Raw genomic sequence first — 19,921 nt, 5'->3', positions numbered from 1 at the left:
CCGCACCGTTCGCGCAATCGACCGACACAGAGAACCCCGACATGCATCCCGTGTATCACTTCCAGACCGTCAAGCACATCGTGCACGGCCCCGGCAGCCTCGACCAGCTGCCCGACAAGCTCGCGCTGCTCGACCGCCCGGTGCGCCGCATCGCGTTCATCACGCAGCCGTTCATCGAGGCGAGCGGCATCGCCGCGCGTGTCGTGTCGGCGCTGGCCGGCCGGGATATCGAAACGCTGATCGTGCGCGACGTGCAGCCCGAGCCGACGATCGAGAACGTCGAAACCGTGTTTCGCGAGCAGATCGAACCGTTCGCGCCGGACGCGGTGCTGTCGATCGGCGGCGGCAGCGTGCTCGATGCCGCGAAACTGTTCGCGGTGCGCCTGACCAACCGGCAGCCGCTGCGCGAATGGCTCGGCATCGATCTGATCGCGGCACCGGGCGTGCCGCTGGTCCTGGTGCCGACGACGTCCGGCACGGGTTCCGAAGTCACGCCGAACGCGATCGTCACGCTGCCCGACGAGGAACTGAAGGTCGGCATCGTGAGCCGCCACCTGCTGCCGCAACTCGTGATCCTCGACGCGACGCTGACGCTCGACCTGCCGAAGCCGATCACGGCCGCGACCGGCATGGATGCATTCATCCATGCGATCGAATCGTACATCTCGACGAAGGCGAACCCGATCAGCGACATGTTCGCGATGGAGTCGATGCGGCTGATCGGCGCGAACCTTCTCGAAGCCTACGAGAACGGCCGCTCGCTGAAGGCGCGCGAGGCGATGCTCGTCGGCTCGATGTACGGCGGTCTCGCGTTGACGGCCGCGGGCACGGCGGCCGTGCACGCGCTCGCGTACCCGCTCGGCGGCATGTTCAACATCACGCACGGCGTCGCCAATTCGATGCTGCTGCCGCACGTGATGGCATTCAACCTGGACGCGATCGTCGGCCGCCTCGCGAACGTCGCGCACGCGCTCGATATCGCGCGGCACGACGACAGCGACGAAGCGGCGGCCAACAAGCTGCTCGAACGGATCCGGGAATGGACGGCCGCGATGGCGATTCCGCAGGATCTGCGCGCGTTCGGCGTGGCGGACGAACACGTCGACGCGCTCGCCGTCGCCGCGTCGAAGGTGAAGCGGCTGCTCGGCAACAACCCGAAGCCGCTGAGCGTCGACGACATCAAGACGATCTATCGCCGCTTGCTGCCATGACCACCCACCCGAACGGCCCCGCGCGGCTGCTGATCCTCGGCGACGACCTGTCGGGAACGGCCGATTGCGCGGTGACCTGCACGCACTACGGTCTCGACAGCGCCGTCGGCTTGGGTCCGCAGGTCGACGCGGCGGCGCCCGCCGTCGACGTGCTCGCGATCGATACCGACACGCGGCGGCACGCGGCCGACAGCGCGGCCCGCCTGAACCTGGACGCGTGGCGCCGGTACGGGGACGGCCGCAAGCTGTACAAGAAGATCGATTCGACGCTGCGCGGCAACGTCGCGGCCGAGATCGCCGCGCTGACGCAAGCGGGCATGGCGATCGTCGCGCCCGCGTTTCCCGCGGCCGGCAGGACGACCGTGGCCGGGCGGCAGTTCGTCAATGGCGAGCCGGTCGAGCAAACCGAGGTGTGGCGCAACGAGCACATCGCAGGCAAGGCCGATCTCGTCGCGATGCTGTCGGATGCGGGCCTGCGTGTCGCGCATGTCGACGTGGCGGGCGTGCGACGCGGTGTCGAGCTGCTGCGCAAGCAGCTTGCCGCGTGCCGCGCAGCGCATTGCCAGGCGGTCGTATGCGATGGCGAAACCGACGACGATCTGGCGAACCTCGCTGCTGCATCGTCGGTGCTCGACGGCGTGTTCTGGGTCGGCTCGGCCGGGTTCGCCGCGCCGCTCGTCGCGGTCATCGCCGGTCTCAGTCAGCCCGACGTTCAGCCCGACGTTCAGCCCGACGTGCAGTCCGATGCCGGGCGCGATGCAACCGCGCGCGTGCTGCCCGAGTTCGGCACATCGCACCCGCGCGGCGTGCTGATCGTGGTCGGCAGCATGTCGAGCGTGTCGCATCGACAGGTCGCCGAACTGCGCGCAGCGAGCGCGGCGGATTCGATCGACACGTTCGACGTCGATGCGCGCGACTTGCTCGATCCGGTCAGTTCCGCCGCGCTGACGCTCGCGGCGCGCGTGTCGGGCGCGCTGATGCGCGGCCGTCACGCGATCGTCGCGCTCGGCCAGGCCGAACGCGTGCCGGCCGACGACAGCGTGCTCGTCGCGCGCCGGCTCGCCGACCATCTGGCGCCGGCTGCCGGCCACGCAGCCGGATTGATCGCAACCGGCGGCGAGACGGCGCGCGCGCTGCTGTCGGCGATGGGCGTCGGCGCGCTGAAGGTCGTCGCCGAGATCGAAACCGGCGTGCCGCTGCTGGCCGCCGACCATGCCGGCCGCACGTTGCCGGTCGTCACCAAGGCGGGCGGCTTCGGCCGGCCCGACACGCTTTATCGCGCATGGCAACGGCTCGTCGCCATGCAGCAAGCGGATGCGCATGCACCGCGTCAATCCAGCGGAGAGGAAAACATGACATATCGTCCGGTAATCGGAATCACGATGGGCGATGCCGCCGGCGTGGGGCCTGAAATCATCATGAAGAGCCTCGCGCACCGGTCGGTCTACGACGGTTGCCGGCCGCTCGTCATCGGCGACGCGAAGCGCCTCGTCGATGCGGCCCGGCGAACCGGCGTGTCGCTGACGGTGCGCCCGATCGGGGCGCCTGCCGACGCGCGCTTCCGCTACGGCGAAGTCGACTGCATCGACCTCGGCCTGATTCCCGAAGACCTGCCGTACGGCAAGCTGTCGCCTGTCGCCGGCGACGCGGCCTATCAATACATCGCGCGCACGGTCGAACTGACGTCGGCGGGCGAGCTCGACGCGATCTGCACGGCGCCGCTGAACAAGGAAGCGCTGCATGCGGGCGGGCACATCTTCCCGGGGCACACGGAGATGCTCGCGCATCTGACCGGCATTCCCGAAGTATCGATGATGCTCGTCGCGCCGAAGCTGCGCGTGATTCACGTGACCACCCATATCGGCCTGCTCGACGCGATTCGCCGCATCGAGCCGGGGCTCGTCCAGCGCACGATCGAACGCGCGCACGAGACGCTCGTGCGCGCCGGGATCGAGTCGCCGCGGATCGGCGTATGCGGGATCAACCCGCATGCGGGCGAGAACGGGCTGTTCGGCTACGGCGAGGAAGAAGAAAAGATCATTCCGGCGGTCGAGGTGCTGCGCGAGCGCGGCTGGGACGTCGAGGGGCCGCTGCCTGCCGACACGCTGTTCTTCCGCGCGGGGCGCGGGGATTTCGACGTGGTCGTCGCGATGTACCACGACCAGGGCCACGGCCCGGTCAAGGTGATGGGGCTCGAAGCCGGCGTCAACGTCACCGTTGGTCTTCCGGTGATCCGCACGTCCGTCGATCACGGCACCGCATTCGACATCGCCGGCACGGGCATCGCGGACGAACGCAGCATGCTCGAGGCGCTGAAGCAGGCGCAGGACCTCGCGACCCGCCGCGCGGTGCAGGCCGCATAGCAGACGCCGGCCGCAGGCTGCCCGGGACGCAGCCTGCCGATCCAGGGCGCGCCGCCCGACGAGCGCGCCCGGAGCATCAACAACATGGAGACATCGATGAATCAGTTCACGGCATGGGACACGGGCATCATCGTCGCGATGGTGTGCGCGTATATCGCGGTCACGGCATGGCTCAGCATTCGTCTGCGCAGCAAGACGCCGGAGCAGTTCATGGTGGCCGGGCGCTCGACGCCCGCGATCGTGATCGCGGTGCTGCTGATGTCCGAATTCATCGGCGCGAAATCGACGATCGGCACGTCCCAGGAGGCGTTCAACGTGGGCATCGCCGCGTCGTGGTCGGTGCTCGCCGCGTCGATCGGGTTCCTGCTGTTCGGCCTGTTCATGGCGAGGCGCCTGTACCGGTCGGGCGAGTTCACCATCTCCGGATTCATCGCGCAGAAATACGGCCAAAACGCGAAACTCGCGGTGTCGGCCGTGATGATCTACGCGCTGTTCGTCGTGAACGTGGGCAACTACGTGAGCGGCGCGGCCGCGATCTCGACCGTGCTGCGCGTCAACCTGCCGACGGCGGCGCTCATCACCGCGATCGTCAGCACGATCTACTTCGCGTACGGCGGCCTGAAGAGCGTCGCGTACGTGACGATCGTGCACAGCGCGGTCAAGCTGCTCGGCATCGGGATTCTCGTGTGGGTCGCGCTGTCGATGACGGGCGGCATCGCGCCGATGGTGCATGCGATGCCGCAGCATTACTTCACCTGGAACGGTCTCCTGAGCGGCGGCACGATCGGCGCATGGGTCATCGGCACGGCCGGCGCGATTTTTTCGACGCAATTCATCATCCAGGCGATCTGCGGCGCGAAATCCGCGAACGACGCGCGCAATTCGACGCTCATCGCGAGCGTGCTGTGCGTGCCGCTCGCCGTGGCGCTCGGCCTGCTGGGTGTCGCGGCCAGGTATCTGTTTCCGCACATCAAGAGCCTCTATGCGCTGCCGGTCTTCCTGCAGCACATGCATCCGCTGCTGTCCGGCATCGTCACGGTGTCGCTCGTCGCGTCGATCTTCGTCAGCGTCAGCACGGTCGCGCTCGCGATCGCCTCGCTGATCGTGAAGGACTTCTACGTGCCGCGGTATCGGCCGACGCCGGAGCGCGAACTGCGCACGACGCGGCTCATCTCGCTCGTCGTCGGGTTCCTGCCGCTGATCTTCGTGCTGTTCGTGCCGCAGATCCTCGCGCTGTCGTTCTTCACGCGCGCGCTGCGCCTGACGGTGACCGTCGTCGCACTGATGGGGATCTACCTGCCGTTCTTCAACAGCAGCCGCGGCGCGATCTCCGCGCTGGTCATCGCGACGCTCGCGACTTCCGTCTGGTATCTGCTCGGCAACCCGTACGGCATCGACAACATGTACGTGTCGCTCGCGGTGCCGGCCATCGTGATGATCGTCGAGAAGCTGCTGCTTCCGCCGCCGCACCACCGCTCGGGGCATGTCGACCACGGGCGCGTCGTGCACAACGACCTGTAATGCGGGCCGACCGGCCAATCACGCAATAACTGAATGCAATGGAAATTCAACGATGACGAGTGCTTCCACCTTGCCCGAGCCGGCCACGACGATGCCGGGCCGTCTGCACCATCCGGCCGGCGACGATGCGCGAACCGACGCCTACCTGCCGGCGTCGACCGCGCAGAACCATGCAGCCAACCTGATCGCGCTCGCGAACGGCGACCTGCTGTGCGCGTGGTTCGGCGGTACGCAGGAAGGCGTTCCGGACATCTCGATCTACCTGTCGCGGCTCGCTGCGGGCAGCACGACGTGGAGCGACCCGGTGCGGCTGTCTGACGATCCGGCGCGTTCCGAGCAGAACCCCGTGCTGTTCGCCGCGCCGGACGGGAAGCTGTGGCTGATCTACACGGCCCAGTTGTCCGGGCACCAGAACACGGCGATCGTGCGGCGCCGCGTCTCGAGCGACAATGGCCAGACGTGGGGGCCGGTCGACACGCTGTTCGACCGGCCGGGCACCTTCGTGCGCCAGCCGATCGTCGTCGCGCAGGACGGCGCGTGGCTGTGCCCCGCGTTCCTATGCCGCGTGAAGCCGGGCGAACGCTGGTCGGGCAACGACGACGTCAGCGTCGTGATGCGCTCGACCGATCGCGGCGCGAGCTGGACCGAACACGATGTGCCGGCGAGCGTCGGGTGCGTCCACATGAACATCCAGCCGCTCGCGGACGGCACGCTCGTCGCGCTGTTCCGCAGCCGCTGGGCCGATCACGTGTACATCAGCCGCTCGACCGACGGCTGCGCGTGGAGCGAACCGCAGCCGCTCGACCTGCCGAACAACAATTCGTCGATCCAGTTCGTCGCGCTCGCGAACGGCCATCTCGGCCTCGTGTTCAACCACAGCAGCGCCGCGCAGAGCACCGCGCGCCGCGCGTCGCTGTACGACGACATCGAGGATTCGGAAGACAGCGGCACGCTCGTCACGCAGGCGGCGTCGGCGCGCGGCACCGCGTTCTGGGGCGCGCCGCGCGCGCCGATGACGCTCGCCGTCTCGCTCGACGGCGCCCGCACGTGGCCGCTGATGCGCAACCTCGAGACCGGCGACGGCTACTGCATGACGAACAACTCGACGGACAGGCTGAACCGCGAGTTCTCGTATCCATCGATCGTGCAGTCGGCGGACGGCAGGCTGCACATCGCGTACACGTACTTTCGACAGCGCATCAAGTACGTGAGCGTGACGGAAGACTGGGTATCGGCCGGCGAGGGGGCCGCCGCGCAGGCGGCCTGACGGCGCCGGCCGGCGGCAGGTGCCGGGTCGGGGTGGGCAGGAAAAATGGATACACTACGTCGGCGCAACCGCATGCGCACGTCTGCCGGCGACACCGGCGGGCGGTGTATCCAACCTTTTCCCGATCAGACCATGAAAGTTGCTCGCCGCCGGGAGGCCATGCTGCAGGCCGTCCTGTCCGGAATGACCGAAGTCGCCGCATTGTGCGACCACTTCGGGATGTCAGAGGCCACCGTGCGCCGCGATCTGCGCGCGCTCGCCGACGAAGGCCTGATCCTGCGGACATACGGCGGCGCGGCGTCCGTGAGCGCGCACGCGCCGGAGGAGTCGCTCGAGCAGCGCAGCCACAGCTTCCAGGCGGAGAAGGACGCGATCGGCCGCGCGGCCGCGCAGCACATCGCCGCCGGCGATACGGTGTTCCTCGACGGCGGCACGACGACGGCGGCGCTCGCGCGGGCGCTGTCGACCCGCCAGGACGTGCGCGTCGTGACGAACAACCTGCTCGCCGTCCAGATCCTGGCCGGGACCAGCGTGCCGCTGACGCTGCTCGGCGGCGAGGTGCGCGAGTCGAGCATGAGCACGCTGGGCTCGATCGCGCAGCTCGCGCTGACCCGGATCAGCTTCGACAAGGCGTTTCTCGGCGCGGACGGCGTGGTGCCGGGGCGCGGGCTGTGCGAAGCGACGGCCGAGCAGGCGTACCTGAAGGAGTGCGTGATGCGTCAGGCCGCGGAGGTGTTCGTGCTCGTGACGTCGGACAAGCTGAACCGGGACAGCCAGCAGCATTGGGCGCCGATCGAAAAAACGTGGACGCTGATCACCGATGCGGCGGCGCCGCACGACGGGCTGCACGCATTCGACAATGTCGCAGGCGTGAAGATCGAATCGGTTGCAGCCACAGGGGCGCTTGCGGCCGGGCAATAGCGAATCGAACCGCCCCACATGATTGCAATGGAAATGGACGTGACCAGACAGATCATCGTGACGGGGGCGAGTTCAGGCATCGGGCGCGCGATTGCAGCACGATTGCTGGACGACGGGTACGCGGTCATCGGCCTGAGCCGCAGCGTGCCCGATCTGACCCACGCGCGGTTTCGCCATGTGCGGGCCGACCTCGCCGATCTGGATGCGATCGGCCCGCTCGCAAGAGAACTGGGCGCCGTCGACGGGCTCGTGCATGCGGCCGGCTTCATGAAGACGGCGCGGCTCGGCGAGCTCGATGCCGCAAGCGGCGAGGCGATGTGGCGGATTCACGTCGGCGCGGCATCCGCGCTGGCCGACGCGGTGGCGCCGGCGATGCGCGACGGCGGACGCATCGTGCTCGTCGGTAGCCGCACGTCGGGCGGGGCGGCGGGCCGAAGCCAGTATGCGGCCGCGAAAGCCGCCATCGTCGGCATGGCGCGATCGTGGGCCATCGAACTGGCGCCGCGCGGCATCACGGTCAACGTCGTGTCGCCGGCCGCGACCGAAACACCGATGCTGAAGGATCCCGCACGCGCGTCCAGCGCCCCGGTGTTGCCGCCTATCGGCCGATACATCCGGGCCGAGGAGATCGCCGCGCTCGTCTCGTTCCTGATCGGCCCGGACGCGGGCGCGATCACCGGGCAGCAGATCATGGTCTGCGGCGGGAGTTCGCTCGCGCAGGCATAGCGCGCGACGGCGAAACAGTCGCCCCGCGCTCAGGCCGCGGCGCTCTTCGACGGCTGCGCCGCACGCTGGAACCGGATATGGGCGATGCGCCGCACGAGCAACGCGGCGCACAGTGCCGCGCATCCCGACAGCGCGATGCCGATGTGGATCGACTGCACGAGCACGCGGCGTGTCGTCTCGAGAAGCGCGGCGCCGTCGATGCCCGCCGTGCGCATGCCGCCCAGCAGCGTGTCGCGCAGCGACGAGTCGACCAGCACGCGCGGATCGGCGAGATGCGGCAGCCAGTGCGCCGCGGCCCCGGGGCCGAGCGCGCTGAGCGCATCGGCGACGCCGGCGGAATAGCGATGGTTGACGATCGCGGCGAGCACGCTCGTGCCGAGCATGCCGCCGACCATGCGCGTCGATTGCAGCAGCGCGGTCGTGATGCCGAAGCGCTCGCGGCCGGCGATTTCCTGTGCGAACACATTCAGGTTGTTCAGGATGAAGCCGAGCCCGATGCCGATCGCGGACATCGCGATCTCGAGCACGACGCGCGGCGTGGACGGCACGGTGAACGCGAGCACGGCCGACGCGGCGGTCAGCAGTCCGAATCCGACCGTGAGGATCGCGGTCGGACGCGGCAGGTGAATCACGATGCGCGTGTTGATCACGCTGCCGATCGCGATGCAGGCCGCGATCGGCGTCGCGAGCAGCCCGGCCGTTTCGGGAGACAGGCCGAAACCGCCCTGCAGCAGCAACGGCGCGAAGAAGATCAGCGAGAACATCACGAAGCCGGACAGCGTCGACAGCGCAAAGAGCGTCACGAGTTGCGGGTCGCGAAACAGTCCGAGCGGCACGATCGGGTGGGTCGCGCGGCGCTCGCAGATCAGCAATGCCGCGAGGCACAGCGCGACCGCGCACGCGAGCATCAGGTTGCCGGCCGTCAACCCGCTGCCGGGCAACGCCTCGATCAGCGTCTGAACGCCGCCGAGCAGCAGCGCGACGAGCACGGCGCCGGTCCAGTCGATGCGCACCTTGTCCACATGCGGACGCCGGTAATCCGGCAGGTGCCCCCAGATGAAATAGAGCGCAAGCGCGCCGACGGGCAGGTTGACGAGGAAGGTCGAGCGCCAGCCGAAGTGCTGGCTGAGCCAGCCGCCGAGCGACGGTCCGGCCGCGGTGCCGATCCCGTAGGCGGCCGCCATCACGACTTGCCATCGCACGCGTGCGCGCGGATCCGGAAACAGGTCCGGAATGGACGCGAACGCGGTGCCGACCATCATTCCGCCGCCGACGCCCTGCAGCGCGCGGGCGATGGCGAGCATGCGCATGCCGGTCGCCATCGCGCACAGCACGGACGCCGCGGTGAACACGATCACGGCCGCGACGACGAAGCGCTTGCGTCCGAAGAAGTCGCCGAGCCGGCCGAACACCGGCACGGTGACGACCGATGCCAGCAGATAGGCGCCGGCAATCCATGCGTAATATTCGAACCCGTGCAATTCGGCGACGATCGACGGCAGCGCCGTGCTGACGACGGTCTGGTCGAGTGCGACCAGCATGTTGACGAGGCCGATGCCAAGCATCGCGAGCAGTGCGTCGCGGAACGACAGAGGGGGGCGGGAAGGGCTCACGGGAGGAGATGCCGGGTGATGCGGTCAAAGACTGTCACGATAGCGGGACGGCGCTTGCCGTGCAATCGTTGTCTGGGTGACTCACACCAGCTGCAACGCGCCGGCAACCAGCTCGATCACGGCCGCGCGCTCGCGTGCCGGCGCAAAGAGCGGCGCCCGTTGCGCGCATTGCTCCTGCAAATGAACGAGGAATCCGGCATCGCGGCTCGCGCGCTCCAGCAGTTGCGCGAGCTGTGCGGCGGCGCCCACCGGGAAATAGCCGGCGTAGTCGCGGCCCAGCATGCCGACGTTGCCGGGGATGCGGCTGGCCAGCACCGGCACACCGCTTGTGACGGCCTCGATGATCACGTTGGCGCCGCCTTCCATCACGCTTGATATGACCATCGCCTGGGCCCGCGCGATGCGTCGCCGCGTGTCGGCATGCGACAGGTTCCGCAGCCACACATAGCGCTGCACGGCCGGCCACGTTTGCGCCTGCAGTGCCTGCGCGGCTTGCAGATAGACGTCGTCGAGCGCGCTGCCGATATGGATCAGGCGTACGCGTGAATCGTCGGGAAGCAGCGACAGGGCCCGCATCGGCGTCAGCGGATCTTTCTCCGCGCGCATGTGCCCGACCAGCACGACGTCGAATGCGTCCTCGGGCGCCGCTGCCGCGTGCCACGCCGGGGCGGACTGGTAGATCACCCGGCACTTGGCGCGATCCACGGCCGACAGTTCGAGAGGCCCTTCATCCTGCAGCACGACGAGGTGAGTCGCGAGATCGAGGGAGCGTTGAGCGGATGCATCGCTGCGGATGTCGCGGTACAGGTCGGTTCCGGTCAGCACCAGGATCAGCGGGCGTCCCGGGCACGCACCGGCGAACCGGGCGATGGAATCGGCGGAGCGCCGCGCGTGCAGCGCGATCAGGCATGCTGGCCGCGCGCCATCGTGGCTTTCCGCCGTCCATTCGGCGGCCACCGTGACGTCGTAATCCTTCTGAAGGAATTGCGCCCAGCGATGAGCGGTCTGCCAATTGCCGTTGTTGGCTTTGCGCAGTGCCGGGCTGATAATCGCGACGTTGGCCTTCGGAGGACACATGACGATCGGGGCTGAAGGGGTTGCAGCAAGAAGGATAGGCAAGTTTGCGCTGCGTGCGGCGTTTTCCGAGTCGCACCAACGGACGTGGGCCATTATCGACGACCTGTCGCCGTCCCGGTGGCAGGTTCGCTACGATCCGGGGATCAATCCGCCGTTGTGGGAGTACGCGCATGTCGCGTGGTTCACCGAGCATTGGGTGCTGCGGGATCCGCGCGCCGACGCAAGCGGCCGCCTCGTCGCCACATTGCCGTCGATACTGGCGGATGCCGATTCGCTGTTCGACTCGATGCGCGTGGCTCACCAGGCGCGCTGGCATCTGCCGATGCCGCCGCCCGACGCGGTGCGCGCGTACGTCGGCGACGTGGTCGAACGCGTGCTCGCCGCGCTCGACGCGTCGGACGACACTGACGAAGCGCTGTATTTCTTCCGTCTCGCGCTGTTCCACGAGGACATGCATGCCGAGGCGCTGACCTACATGCGCCAGACGCTCGACTATCCGTTGCACGTTCCGGCCGCAATGCCGGCCGTCCGGGCGGACGCCGGGTTGGCGCAGGCAGGGGGCGATACCTTCACGATGGGTTCGCCCGCGGGCGACGGATTCGTGTTCGACAACGAGAAGTGGGCGCACCAGGTCCGGGTCGCGCCGTTCCGGATCGACGCTGCGTGCGTCAGCCATGCGGCGTTCGCGGAATTCGTCGCGGACGGCGGCTATCGCAACCGGCAGTGGTGGTCCGATGCCGGCCTCGCGTGGCTGCAGCAGAGCGCGCTCGCGCATCCGGCGCGCTGGCGTGTCGCGGACGGCGTGCCGGGTCAATGGGAATGGCGCTGGTTCGGCCAGTGGGCGCCGCTGCCGCTCGAGCGGCCCGTGTGCCACGTCAACGCGTACGAGGCGCAGGCCTATTGCCGCTGGGCCGGCAAGCGCTTGCCGACGGAAGCGGAATGGGAGTACGCGGCGACGCAGGGCCTGATCGATTGGGGCGGATCGGTATGGGAATGGACGGCCGATCCGTTCGCGCCTTATGCGGGGTTTTCGGTCGATCCGTATCTGGAATATTCGGCGCCGTGGTTCCACACGCATCGGTCGGTACGCGGCGGATCGTTCGTCACGCGCGATCGCATGCAGCATCCTCGCTATAGGAATTTCTACCTGCCGCACCGCAACGACCTGTTCGTCGGGTTCCGCTGCTGTGAATGATCGCAATGCGTGATGCACGCTATCGCGACGCGCGGCGCCCGGACGTTGTACGCGGCAGTGTCCCGGATGCTACCGCCGGTCCAGCAGCGTATCGCTCAGCACATTGAAGGCCGCGCCCGGGAGCTCATGCAGGTGTTCGACCACGCTGCTCGTCGGATAGAACGATTCGACCGAATCGTCGAGGATGCCGACGCCGATCAGCTCGACGCCGCGCGCACGAAGCGCATCGACGCGCGCGTGCAGGTCGGTCCGCAGGATCGCCGCGTTGCCGTCGCCGGTCGCCGGATAGCCGTCCGACAGCACCATCAGGATCCGGCGGCGCGTGCGCTTCGACAGCAGCCGTTCGGCGGCCCAGCTCAACGCTTCGCCGTCGGGATTCTCATGACCGCATTCGATGCACGCGAGACCGCTGAGGTTGTCCGAATCGAAGCGCTTGTAGACGCGCAAGTCGAGCCGCTCGACGAAGCGGTTGTAGCCGAACGTGCCGTTTCCGCCGTCGAGCCAGCGCTGGTAGTAGGCGCGCATCGCGGCGTCCTCGACGGAACTGTAGCCGAGCGCTTCGCACGCGAACCCGAGCTGCGTGAGCGCGTCGCACAGTGCCGCCGCGCACAGTCTTGCGAGTTCGATCTTCCTCCCGGCCATCGAGCCGCTGCAATCGATCAGCAGGCTGACTGCCGCGTCGCGCCCGGGCGCCGCACGCTTGACGCGGAACGGGGTGCGGTATCCGGGCGAGGTCGCGAGACGGACGAGTGACGGGCGATCGAGCTCGCCGCGTTCCTGTTCGCGTTTCCAGCGGGTCTGCTCGTCGACCTTCAATGCACGGTCCAGCCGCGCCTTCAATGGCTCCGTCTGCGCGCGTGCGGCGCTCCTGAGATGACGCCAGCGCGTCGGATCGCCCTTGCCGGTGAAATCCGTCACCGTGTCGTACGCGGTGGTCAGCGGCACCGACAGCAACGGCCGGCGGTCGGCGCCGACGCGTATCGTGTTCGGCGCCGCATCGCCCTGAGGCGGCGTGCCGGGCGCCGATTCCGTTTCCGCGACTGTGCCCGCACCGGATGCAGCGGCGGCCGGCGTACGCGTGTCGTCCGTCGCGGCCGGCTCGCCCTGATCGAATTCGCTGGCGACGACGTTGCTGTCGATCGTGCCGCCCGGATCCGCCGTGAACATCATGTTGTTCACGCCGCCGGAGGCCAGCGCGCGAACCCGCGCGACGATGTGTTGCGCGACACGGATGCTGTCGAGCGTCGATGCGCACGCGCGCGCGTCGGCGATAAGGTCGTCCGACGCGCCGATGGCCGCGTCGAGCGACGGGATTCGCTCCTGCGCGGAGGGCGGCTCATCCCACAGTGCACGCTCCAGCCGCCAGAGCAGCCTGTCGCGCCATGCCGTTTCAGGCCATCGGTCGAGGACGTGGCGTGCCGCCGCACCGCGCATGGCGGCCAGCAACGTGCGCGCGCCCGGATAGATCGACGTGAGGCGGCGGCATGCACGCCGGTCGTCGATCGCTTGCGCGATCGCCCGTGCGATCGGTGACGTCACCGCGGCAATGGAGTCGATGCGGCTAAAGCGTGCGCGCGCGGCATAGAGGTCGACATAGCCGGTCACGATATCCGGATCGGCATCGCCTGCGAGCAGGTGTTCGGGCAGCACGAGCAGATCGGGCTGCACGATCGGACCGGTGCTCGCGAAGCGCACGTCGATTCCGTGCCGTCGCGTGAGCGTGCGGACCAGTCGTGTCAGGTGTGCCGACCGTGCGTCGTCGTCCGTGTCCATCGCGTTGTGCGTCGAACTAAGCGTCGAAATCGATGTAATGGCGGATGATGCTGCGAATCAGCGCCGCGTCTTCCGCGCTGACCTTCGCATAGATCGTCGGTCCGGCGGCGGACTCGGGGTCGCCGGTGCGCAGCATCAGTTCGGTCCAGTCGAGCAGCCGTCGCGTCGAGAACGCGCCGGCGAGATCCTCGCGGACGAACGCGTCGCGGCAGTCGGCCGCGATGGCCGCGAGCGTCCCGGCCATGTCCGCCGACACGCGCGGACCGAACGTCCGCTGCAGGACCAGCGCCTCGTCGGCCGGCGGCAGGTAATCGATGTGGTAAACGCGCCAGCGGTCGAGGAACGCTTCGTTCATCACGTTGGCGCCCTGGTACAGGTGCCGGAATGGCCCCATCGCGCCGATCGCGTTGGCCGTCGCGAACAGGCGGAACGACGGGTGGGGCGCGACGATCTCGTTGCCTTTCTCCTTCAGCAGCAGGCGTCCTTCCGGCTCGAGCACGGCGGTCAGCACCGCGAGGATCGCCGGTTCCGCGAAGTCGACTTCGTCGACGATCAGCCACAAGCCTTCACGCATGGCCGTCGGCAGCACGCCGTCGACCCAGATCGTCTCGCCGCCCTTGACGGTCCAGAAGCCGACGAAGTCGCCGACGGTCGTCTGGCCGTTCATGTTGGAGCGCAGCACGCCCTGACCGGCATGGGCGGCGACCTGCTCGATGAGGCTCGTCTTGCCCGTGCCCGTGTGGCCGATCAGCAGGATGCGGCGGTTCTCGACGATGTCCTCGACGACGTTCGCCGATCGGGCCGTGAACAGGTAGGCCGGATTCAATGGCGGAACGAGCGGCCCGCCCGAACCTTGGGGCACCGGGACACCGCCGACGTGCACGACGTTCGCCGCATCGCCGGCGTCGACAGCGAAGGGAACCCGCGCGCCACGCAGCGCCTGCATGAACCGGTCGCGGTGCGCGGGCGTGGCCGTGTCGCCGTCGTCGCGCCGCACGAAGCCTTCGCGGGTCCATTTGTGCAGCTTCGCTTCGAGGTTGTCCGCATCGACGACCGTGTCGACGGACGTGCTTCCGTCCGGCAGGTGATGCTGGATGCGGTACATGTGCGCCCGCTCGGAGCGGCTGACGACCCATTGCCCGGCGGCCGGATCGGCAAGCTGCCGATAGACGCCGAGGACCGGCGGCTCGGAAGGCGCGTTGTCAGCGGTTGCGTTCATGTCGTCGAGCGGGAGCAGGCATCGTGGTGGAAGGCGAAAGCGGACGACCGGTGACGGCCACGCCGGAAGCGCCATTTTGCCGCAAAGCTTTCCTATGATGGAATCTGCCGGATCGACGGTGATTCTGCGGCGCCGCAACGGGGCTGTATACGCGTTTCCCCGGATCAAGAAGTTGCGGCACCGGCCGATGTTACGGATGAGGCGACAAGAATCTAGAAGAATCAACCAGAGGGCCATCATGACGACGCCTGCAATAAACGGCAGCAGTTCCACGCCTGACGAAACGGTCGACGCGACGCAACCGGCGGGCGAGCCGCCCGCCGCCGTGATCCTGCTGGTCGACGACGAGCCCGGTGTGCTGTCGGCGCTCAGGCGTCTGCTCAGGCAGTCCCGCTACGATGTACGCACGGCCGACGGCGGCGAGGCGGCGCTCGAGATCCTCGCGTCGACCGACGTCGACCTGATCGTGTCGGACATGCGCATGCCGCACATGAGCGGCGTGGAGTTCCTGGCCCGTGCACGGGCGCTGTATCCGGACACGATGCGCATCCTGCTGACCGGCTATTCGGAAATCGAATCGGTCGTGCAGGCCGTCAACGAAGGCGCCATCTATCGCTACCTGAACAAGCCGTGGGACGACCACGACCTGCTGCTGACGATCGGGCAGGCGCTCGAACAGCGGCGGCTGCGCAGCGAAGCCGCGCGGCTTGCGGCGCTCACGCAGGTGCAGAACGACGAGCTGCGCCGCTTCAACACGGAACTCGAAAGCCAGGTGCGGGCCCGCACCGAAGAGCTCGGCCAGACGGTGTTGTTCCTGGAGGCCGCGCAGCGCGACCTCAAAAGCAATTTCACCGCGATGGTCCAGGTCTGCGCGAGCATGGTCGAATTGCGCTGCGGGGTCATCGGCGGGCAGTCGATGCGCATCGGCGAGATCGCGCGGCGTCTCGCGCTCGCGTCCGGCATGAGCAGCCTGCACGCCCAGGACGTCTATTACGCGGGGCTGCTGCACGGCATCGGCAAGCTGTCGCTGCCCGACGAACTGCTGCACAAGCCGCTCGTCCGGATGACGGCGGACGAGCAGCGGCTGTACCGGCAGCATCCGCTTCGTGCACAGATGGTGCTGACGCCCGTCGCGCAGCTCCATACGGTCGCGTCGATCGTGCTGCACCAGTACGAACGGTTCAACGGCCGCGGCACGCCGAACGGACTCGTGGGCGCCGACATCCCGCTCGGCTCGCGGATCGTCGCGGTCGCGCGCGATTTCGAAGGGTTGCGTCACGGCGAGATCGGCGCGCCGCAATCCGTCGAGCAGGCGATCGACATCCTCAAGTCGCAGGCCGGCGTGCGCTACGACCCGGAGATCGTCGAGCGTTTCGTCGCGCTGATGAAGCATCCGGCGGAACTGGGTATTGCGTCGTCCGTGTCGGAAGTGAAGTCCTCGCAACTGCTCGAAGGGATGCAGCTTGCCGACGACCTGCGCACGCACCGCGGCGTGCTGCTGATCACGAAGGGGAGCGTGATGTCGGCCCATCAGATCGAGCTCGTTCGCCGTTTCGAGGCACGGGAAGGCACGCCGTTCGACATTCTGGTACTGGCGGCGCCCGACGCGTCCGCACGGGTGGCCGGCGGGCCGCCGGGCTGACAGTCGCGCACCGCACGGCAACGCACGGTAACGCTACCCCGACTTTCCGGAGCGCTCGACCATGCACGGCACGTACAACCTGTCGCTCGTCCTGCTGTCGCTCGTCATCGCGACGCTGGCGTCGTATACGTCCCTCGATCTGGCCGCGTTCATCTCGCTGCTCGACAAGCCGAAGATCCGGCTTGCGTGGCTGAGCGGCGGCGCGGCCGCGATGGGCACCGGCATCTGGTCGATGCATTTTGTCGGGATGCTCGCGTTCTCGTTGCCGATTCCGCTCGGATACGACCTGGCCGAAACGGGCGCGTCGCTCGCGATCGCCGTGCTGGTGTCGTACTTCGCGCTGAACGTCGTGACGCGTGCGAAGCTGACGCGCTTGCGCCTCGTCGTCGGCGGGATACTGATGGGCGGCGGGATCGCCGGCATGCATTACACGGGGATGGCCGCGATGCGGATGCAGCCGGGGATCCGCTACGACCCGGCGCTGTTTGCCGCGTCGGTCGGCGTGGCCGTCGTCGCGTCGACGGCCGCGCTGTGGATCGCGCAGACGCTGCGCGCGCAAGCGACGCGCAACGCAAGACGCATCGGTGCGGCCGCGATCATGGGGATCGCGATCACCGGCATGCATTACACGGGGATGGCGGCTGCGCATTTCGCGCCGGACGCGCGCTGCGGCGCCGCGAACGGCATCGACACGCCGTGGCTCGCGACGACGGTCGCGCTGTTCACGCTGGCGACCCTGATCGTCACGTTGATGATTTCGCGCTTCGACGCCAGCACCGCGTTCCTGCGCGGGATGGCCGACACGCTCGAGGAACTCGTGCAGGTGCGGACCAGCGAACTCGAACGTGCGCTGCGCCGTTACGAACGCACCACGCAGACGCTGCAGCGGACCCGCGAGACCATGCAGCGCGAGATCGAGGAACGCAAGGCCGCGCAGGCCCGCCTCGAGCAGGAGAAGGACGAGCAGCGCCGGCTGCTGCACGAACTCGAGGCGACCCACGTGCAGCTGCTGCAGTCGGAGAAACTCGCGTCGATCGGCCAGCTTGCGGCCGGCGTCGCGCACGAAATCAACAATCCGATCGGCTTCGTCAGCGCGAACCTCAATATGCTGAGGACCTGGGTTCGAAGCCTGCTCGACGTGGTCGAGGCCCATGAAGCCGTGGCGGCGCGGCTGGACGCCGACACGCGCGGCACGCTGGACGCGGCGAGGAAGGCCGCGGATCTCGACTACATCCGCGGGGAAATCGCGACGCTGATCGACGAATCGATCGACGGCACGATGCGCGTGCGGCGCATCGTGCAGGACCTGCGCGACTTCTCGCGGCCGGGCAGCGACGAATGGAACATCGTCGACATCCACGCGGGACTGGAGAGCACGCTGAACGTCGTTCACAACGCGCTCAAGTACAAGGCCGACATCGTGCGCGACTACGGCGACGTGCCGCATGTCGAATGCCTGCCGTCGCAACTGAACCAGGTGTTCATGAATTTGCTCGTCAATGCCGCGCAGGCGATCCCCGAGCGCGGCGTCATCACGATCCGCACGACGAGCGACGGCGAAACCGTGTCGGTCGCGATCGGCGACACGGGCAAGGGCATGCCGCCCGACGTCATGCGACGGATTTTCGACCCGTTCTTCACGACCAAGCCGGTCGGACAGGGCACGGGCCTCGGGCTGTCCGTGTCGCACGGCATCGTCGAGCGTCACCGGGGCATGATCGACGTGGCCAGCGAGCCGGGGCGCGGCACGACGTTCACGGTGCGGCTGCCGGTCCGCCGCGAGCGGGCGGGCGCGGAAGCTGCGGCGATGCGGCAGAGCGCGTGAGCGCGTGAGCGCGGGGGCGTGCGGGGAATTGCGCGGAGTAGCTGGACCGGCAGGTCGCGCATGCAGACGACGCGGCGCAAATGCCGCGCCGACCGATAGAATCTCCGCAATGCTCACCCGCGCACGACGCCCGTCGCGCGCCGCCCGGAAATCCCGCATGCGAACGCACGAAGCGCACGAAACGCACGACATGCCGACGGTCCTGTTCGGCGCATTCGACCGGCACAATGTCGGCGACCTGCTGTTTCCGCACGTCGTCGAGCGGATGCTCGACGGCCACGACCTGCGATTCGCGGGCCTGGACGCGCGCGACCTGCGCCGCTACGGCGGCCATCGTGTCGAGGCGTTCGGACGGATCGCGGCGGCCGCGCGCGATCAGGCGCTGCAGGTCATCCACGTCGGTGGCGAACTGCTGACCTGCAATGCATGGGAAGCGGCCGTCATGCTGTCGCGTCCGGGCGAGACCCGGGACGATATCGCGAGCGCCGACATGTGGGCGCGCAGCGGGCCTGCGTGGGCCCATGCACGGTTCGGCACCGCGTCGCTCGCGCCGTATGTGCTGTCGACGGATGCGTATCCCGACGTGCCGATGCGCCACGTCGTGTTCAACGCCGTCGGCGGCGCCGATCTCGACGTGCGCGATCCGGCGCTCCGCGGCGAAGTGCTGGCCGCTCTCGCGGCGGCGGACGACGTCAGCGTGCGCGACCGGTGCACGCTCGCACAGTTGAGCGCGGCGGGCATCGAGGCGCGGCTCGTCCCCGATCCGGCCGTCATGACCCGCGCGCTGTTCGGCACGCGGATCCGTCGCCATGCCAGGGAACGTGCGGTGCGGGACGTGCGTCAGGCCTTTCCCGACGGCTACGCGGCCGTGCAGTTCAGCGCCGATTTCGGCGACGACGCAACGCTCGACGTCATCGCGCGCGCGCTCGACCGGACGGCGGCCTCGCATCGGCTCGGCGTCGTGCTGTTTCGCGCCGGCGCGGCACCGTGGCATGACGATCTCGCGTGCTACCGGCGCATTGCCGGCAAGATGCGCAGCGGCTCGGTCAGGCTGTTTGCGTCGCTGAACCTGTGGGATATCTGTGCGCTGATCGCGCAGAGTCGCGTGTATTGCGGCAGCAGCCTGCATGGCCGGATCGTGGCGATGGCGTTCGCGCTCCCGCGCGTCAACGTTCGTCACCCGTCCGACGGTGCGCGGACGACCAAGCTGACCGCGTATGCGGTGACATGGGAAGCGGCAGGCGTCCCGGGCGTCGTCGGCGTGGACGATATCGCCGATGCGATCGACGACGCGCTGCGGGCGGATGCGTCGATGCTCGAAGGCAAGGCGAGGGAACTGGCGGACCTGTATCGCGAAGGGTTCGCGCCGGTGCGCGACGGGTGCTTGCGGGACGCCGACGTCGGCTGATTTCCGCTCGACGGGGTTCGAGGCGACCTGAATCGCGTTGCGTCAGGCTGCATGCGCTTGTTGGCACGAGGCAGTGCCGCATACACTACGCCGTTCTCGCGCCCATTTGCACGGTCGGGAACGGACGGGAAAGGCGCAAGGCCGTGCGTCGTTACACACA

14 protein-coding genes are annotated in these 19,921 nt (G+C 68.3%); 10 read left to right on the top strand and 4 right to left on the bottom strand.

What is annotated here, in order from left to right; all coding sequences use genetic code 11:
• Nucleotides 1-41 precede the first annotated feature (41 nt).
• The 6 genes from ACV229_RS09770 (at nt 42) to ACV229_RS09745 (ending at nt 8,009) form a co-directional block, all read left to right on the top strand.
• Nucleotides 42-1,211, top strand: coding sequence for an iron-containing alcohol dehydrogenase (locus ACV229_RS09770; RefSeq protein ID WP_448082907.1), 1,170 nt, complete (start codon nt 42-44; stop codon nt 1,209-1,211).
• Nucleotides 1,208-3,574, top strand: a complete 2,367-nt coding sequence (gene pdxA, locus ACV229_RS09765) for a 4-hydroxythreonine-4-phosphate dehydrogenase PdxA (RefSeq protein WP_448082906.1) — start codon at nt 1,208-1,210, stop codon at nt 3,572-3,574. Before ACV229_RS09770 ends, pdxA begins: the two co-directional genes overlap by 4 nt.
• Before the next feature lie 96 nt (nt 3,575-3,670).
• Complete coding sequence (locus tag ACV229_RS09760) at nt 3,671-5,095, top strand: sodium:solute symporter family protein (protein WP_448082905.1); 1,425 nt, start codon at nt 3,671-3,673, stop codon at nt 5,093-5,095.
• 91 nt (nt 5,096-5,186) lie between these two features.
• The gene (locus ACV229_RS09755) at nt 5,187-6,362 is read left to right on the top strand and encodes a sialidase family protein (RefSeq protein ID WP_448083013.1); all 1,176 of its coding nucleotides are present in this window, start codon (nt 5,187-5,189) and stop codon (nt 6,360-6,362) included.
• A gap of 132 nt (nt 6,363-6,494) precedes the next feature.
• Nucleotides 6,495-7,283, top strand: a complete 789-nt coding sequence (locus ACV229_RS09750; RefSeq protein WP_448082904.1) for a DeoR/GlpR family DNA-binding transcription regulator — start codon at nt 6,495-6,497, stop codon at nt 7,281-7,283.
• Nucleotides 7,284-7,316: 33 nt separating this feature from the next.
• Nucleotides 7,317-8,009 (top strand): SDR family NAD(P)-dependent oxidoreductase, encoded by a 693-nt coding sequence (locus ACV229_RS09745; protein ID WP_448083012.1) that lies wholly within the window; start codon nt 7,317-7,319, stop codon nt 8,007-8,009.
• 29 nt (nt 8,010-8,038) lie between these two features.
• Here ACV229_RS09745 and ACV229_RS09740 read toward each other — a convergent pair whose 3' ends face one another.
• Nucleotides 8,039-9,574 carry an MFS transporter gene (locus ACV229_RS09740; protein ID WP_448083011.1) on the bottom strand — a complete coding sequence of 512 codons (1,536 nt, stop codon included), beginning with the start codon at nt 9,572-9,574 and terminating at the stop codon, nt 8,039-8,041.
• A gap of 129 nt (nt 9,575-9,703) precedes the next feature.
• Nucleotides 9,704-10,699 (bottom strand): selenoneine biosynthesis selenosugar synthase SenB, encoded by a 996-nt coding sequence (gene senB, locus ACV229_RS09735; RefSeq protein ID WP_448082903.1) that lies wholly within the window; start codon nt 10,697-10,699, stop codon nt 9,704-9,706.
• On the opposite strand from senB, the gene senA reads away from it, so the two are divergent.
• Entirely contained in the window at nt 10,698-11,894 is a 1,197-nt protein-coding gene (gene senA, locus ACV229_RS09730; RefSeq protein WP_448082902.1) for a selenoneine synthase SenA, read from the top strand. The two genes, senB and senA, sit on opposite strands and share 2 nt — an antisense overlap.
• A 69-nt stretch (nt 11,895-11,963) precedes the next feature.
• Here the strand turns inward: senA and ACV229_RS09725 are convergent, their stop codons facing one another.
• The gene (locus tag ACV229_RS09725) at nt 11,964-13,667 is read right to left on the bottom strand and encodes a cobaltochelatase CobT-related protein (RefSeq protein WP_448082901.1); all 1,704 of its coding nucleotides are present in this window, start codon (nt 13,665-13,667) and stop codon (nt 11,964-11,966) included.
• Between the two features lie 16 nt (nt 13,668-13,683).
• On the bottom strand, nt 13,684-14,886 hold the full coding sequence (locus tag ACV229_RS09720; RefSeq protein ID WP_448082900.1) for an ATP-binding protein: 1,203 nt from the start codon (nt 14,884-14,886) through the stop codon (nt 13,684-13,686).
• Between the two features lie 238 nt (nt 14,887-15,124).
• Here ACV229_RS09720 and ACV229_RS09715 point away from each other — a divergent pair, with 238 nt between their 5' ends.
• The 3 genes from ACV229_RS09715 to ACV229_RS09705 all read left to right on the top strand — a co-directional run bounded on the left by ACV229_RS09715 (nt 15,125) and on the right by ACV229_RS09705 (nt 19,761).
• Complete coding sequence (locus tag ACV229_RS09715; protein WP_448082899.1) at nt 15,125-16,528, top strand: HD domain-containing phosphohydrolase; 1,404 nt, start codon at nt 15,125-15,127, stop codon at nt 16,526-16,528.
• A 61-nt stretch (nt 16,529-16,589) separates the two neighbouring features.
• Nucleotides 16,590-18,353 (top strand): histidine kinase, encoded by a 1,764-nt coding sequence (locus ACV229_RS09710; RefSeq protein WP_448082898.1) that lies wholly within the window; start codon nt 16,590-16,592, stop codon nt 18,351-18,353.
• Nucleotides 18,354-18,510: 157 nt separating this feature from the next.
• Nucleotides 18,511-19,761 carry a polysaccharide pyruvyl transferase family protein gene (locus ACV229_RS09705; protein WP_448082897.1) on the top strand — a complete coding sequence of 417 codons (1,251 nt, stop codon included), beginning with the start codon at nt 18,511-18,513 and terminating at the stop codon, nt 19,759-19,761.
• Nucleotides 19,762-19,921: the final 160 nt, after the last annotated feature.

It is taken from the genome of Burkholderia sp. MR1-5-21 (assembly GCF_053427715.1).
The sequence above is the reverse complement of the archived record's forward strand: the minus strand, read 5'-3'. Positions and strand labels throughout refer to the sequence as shown.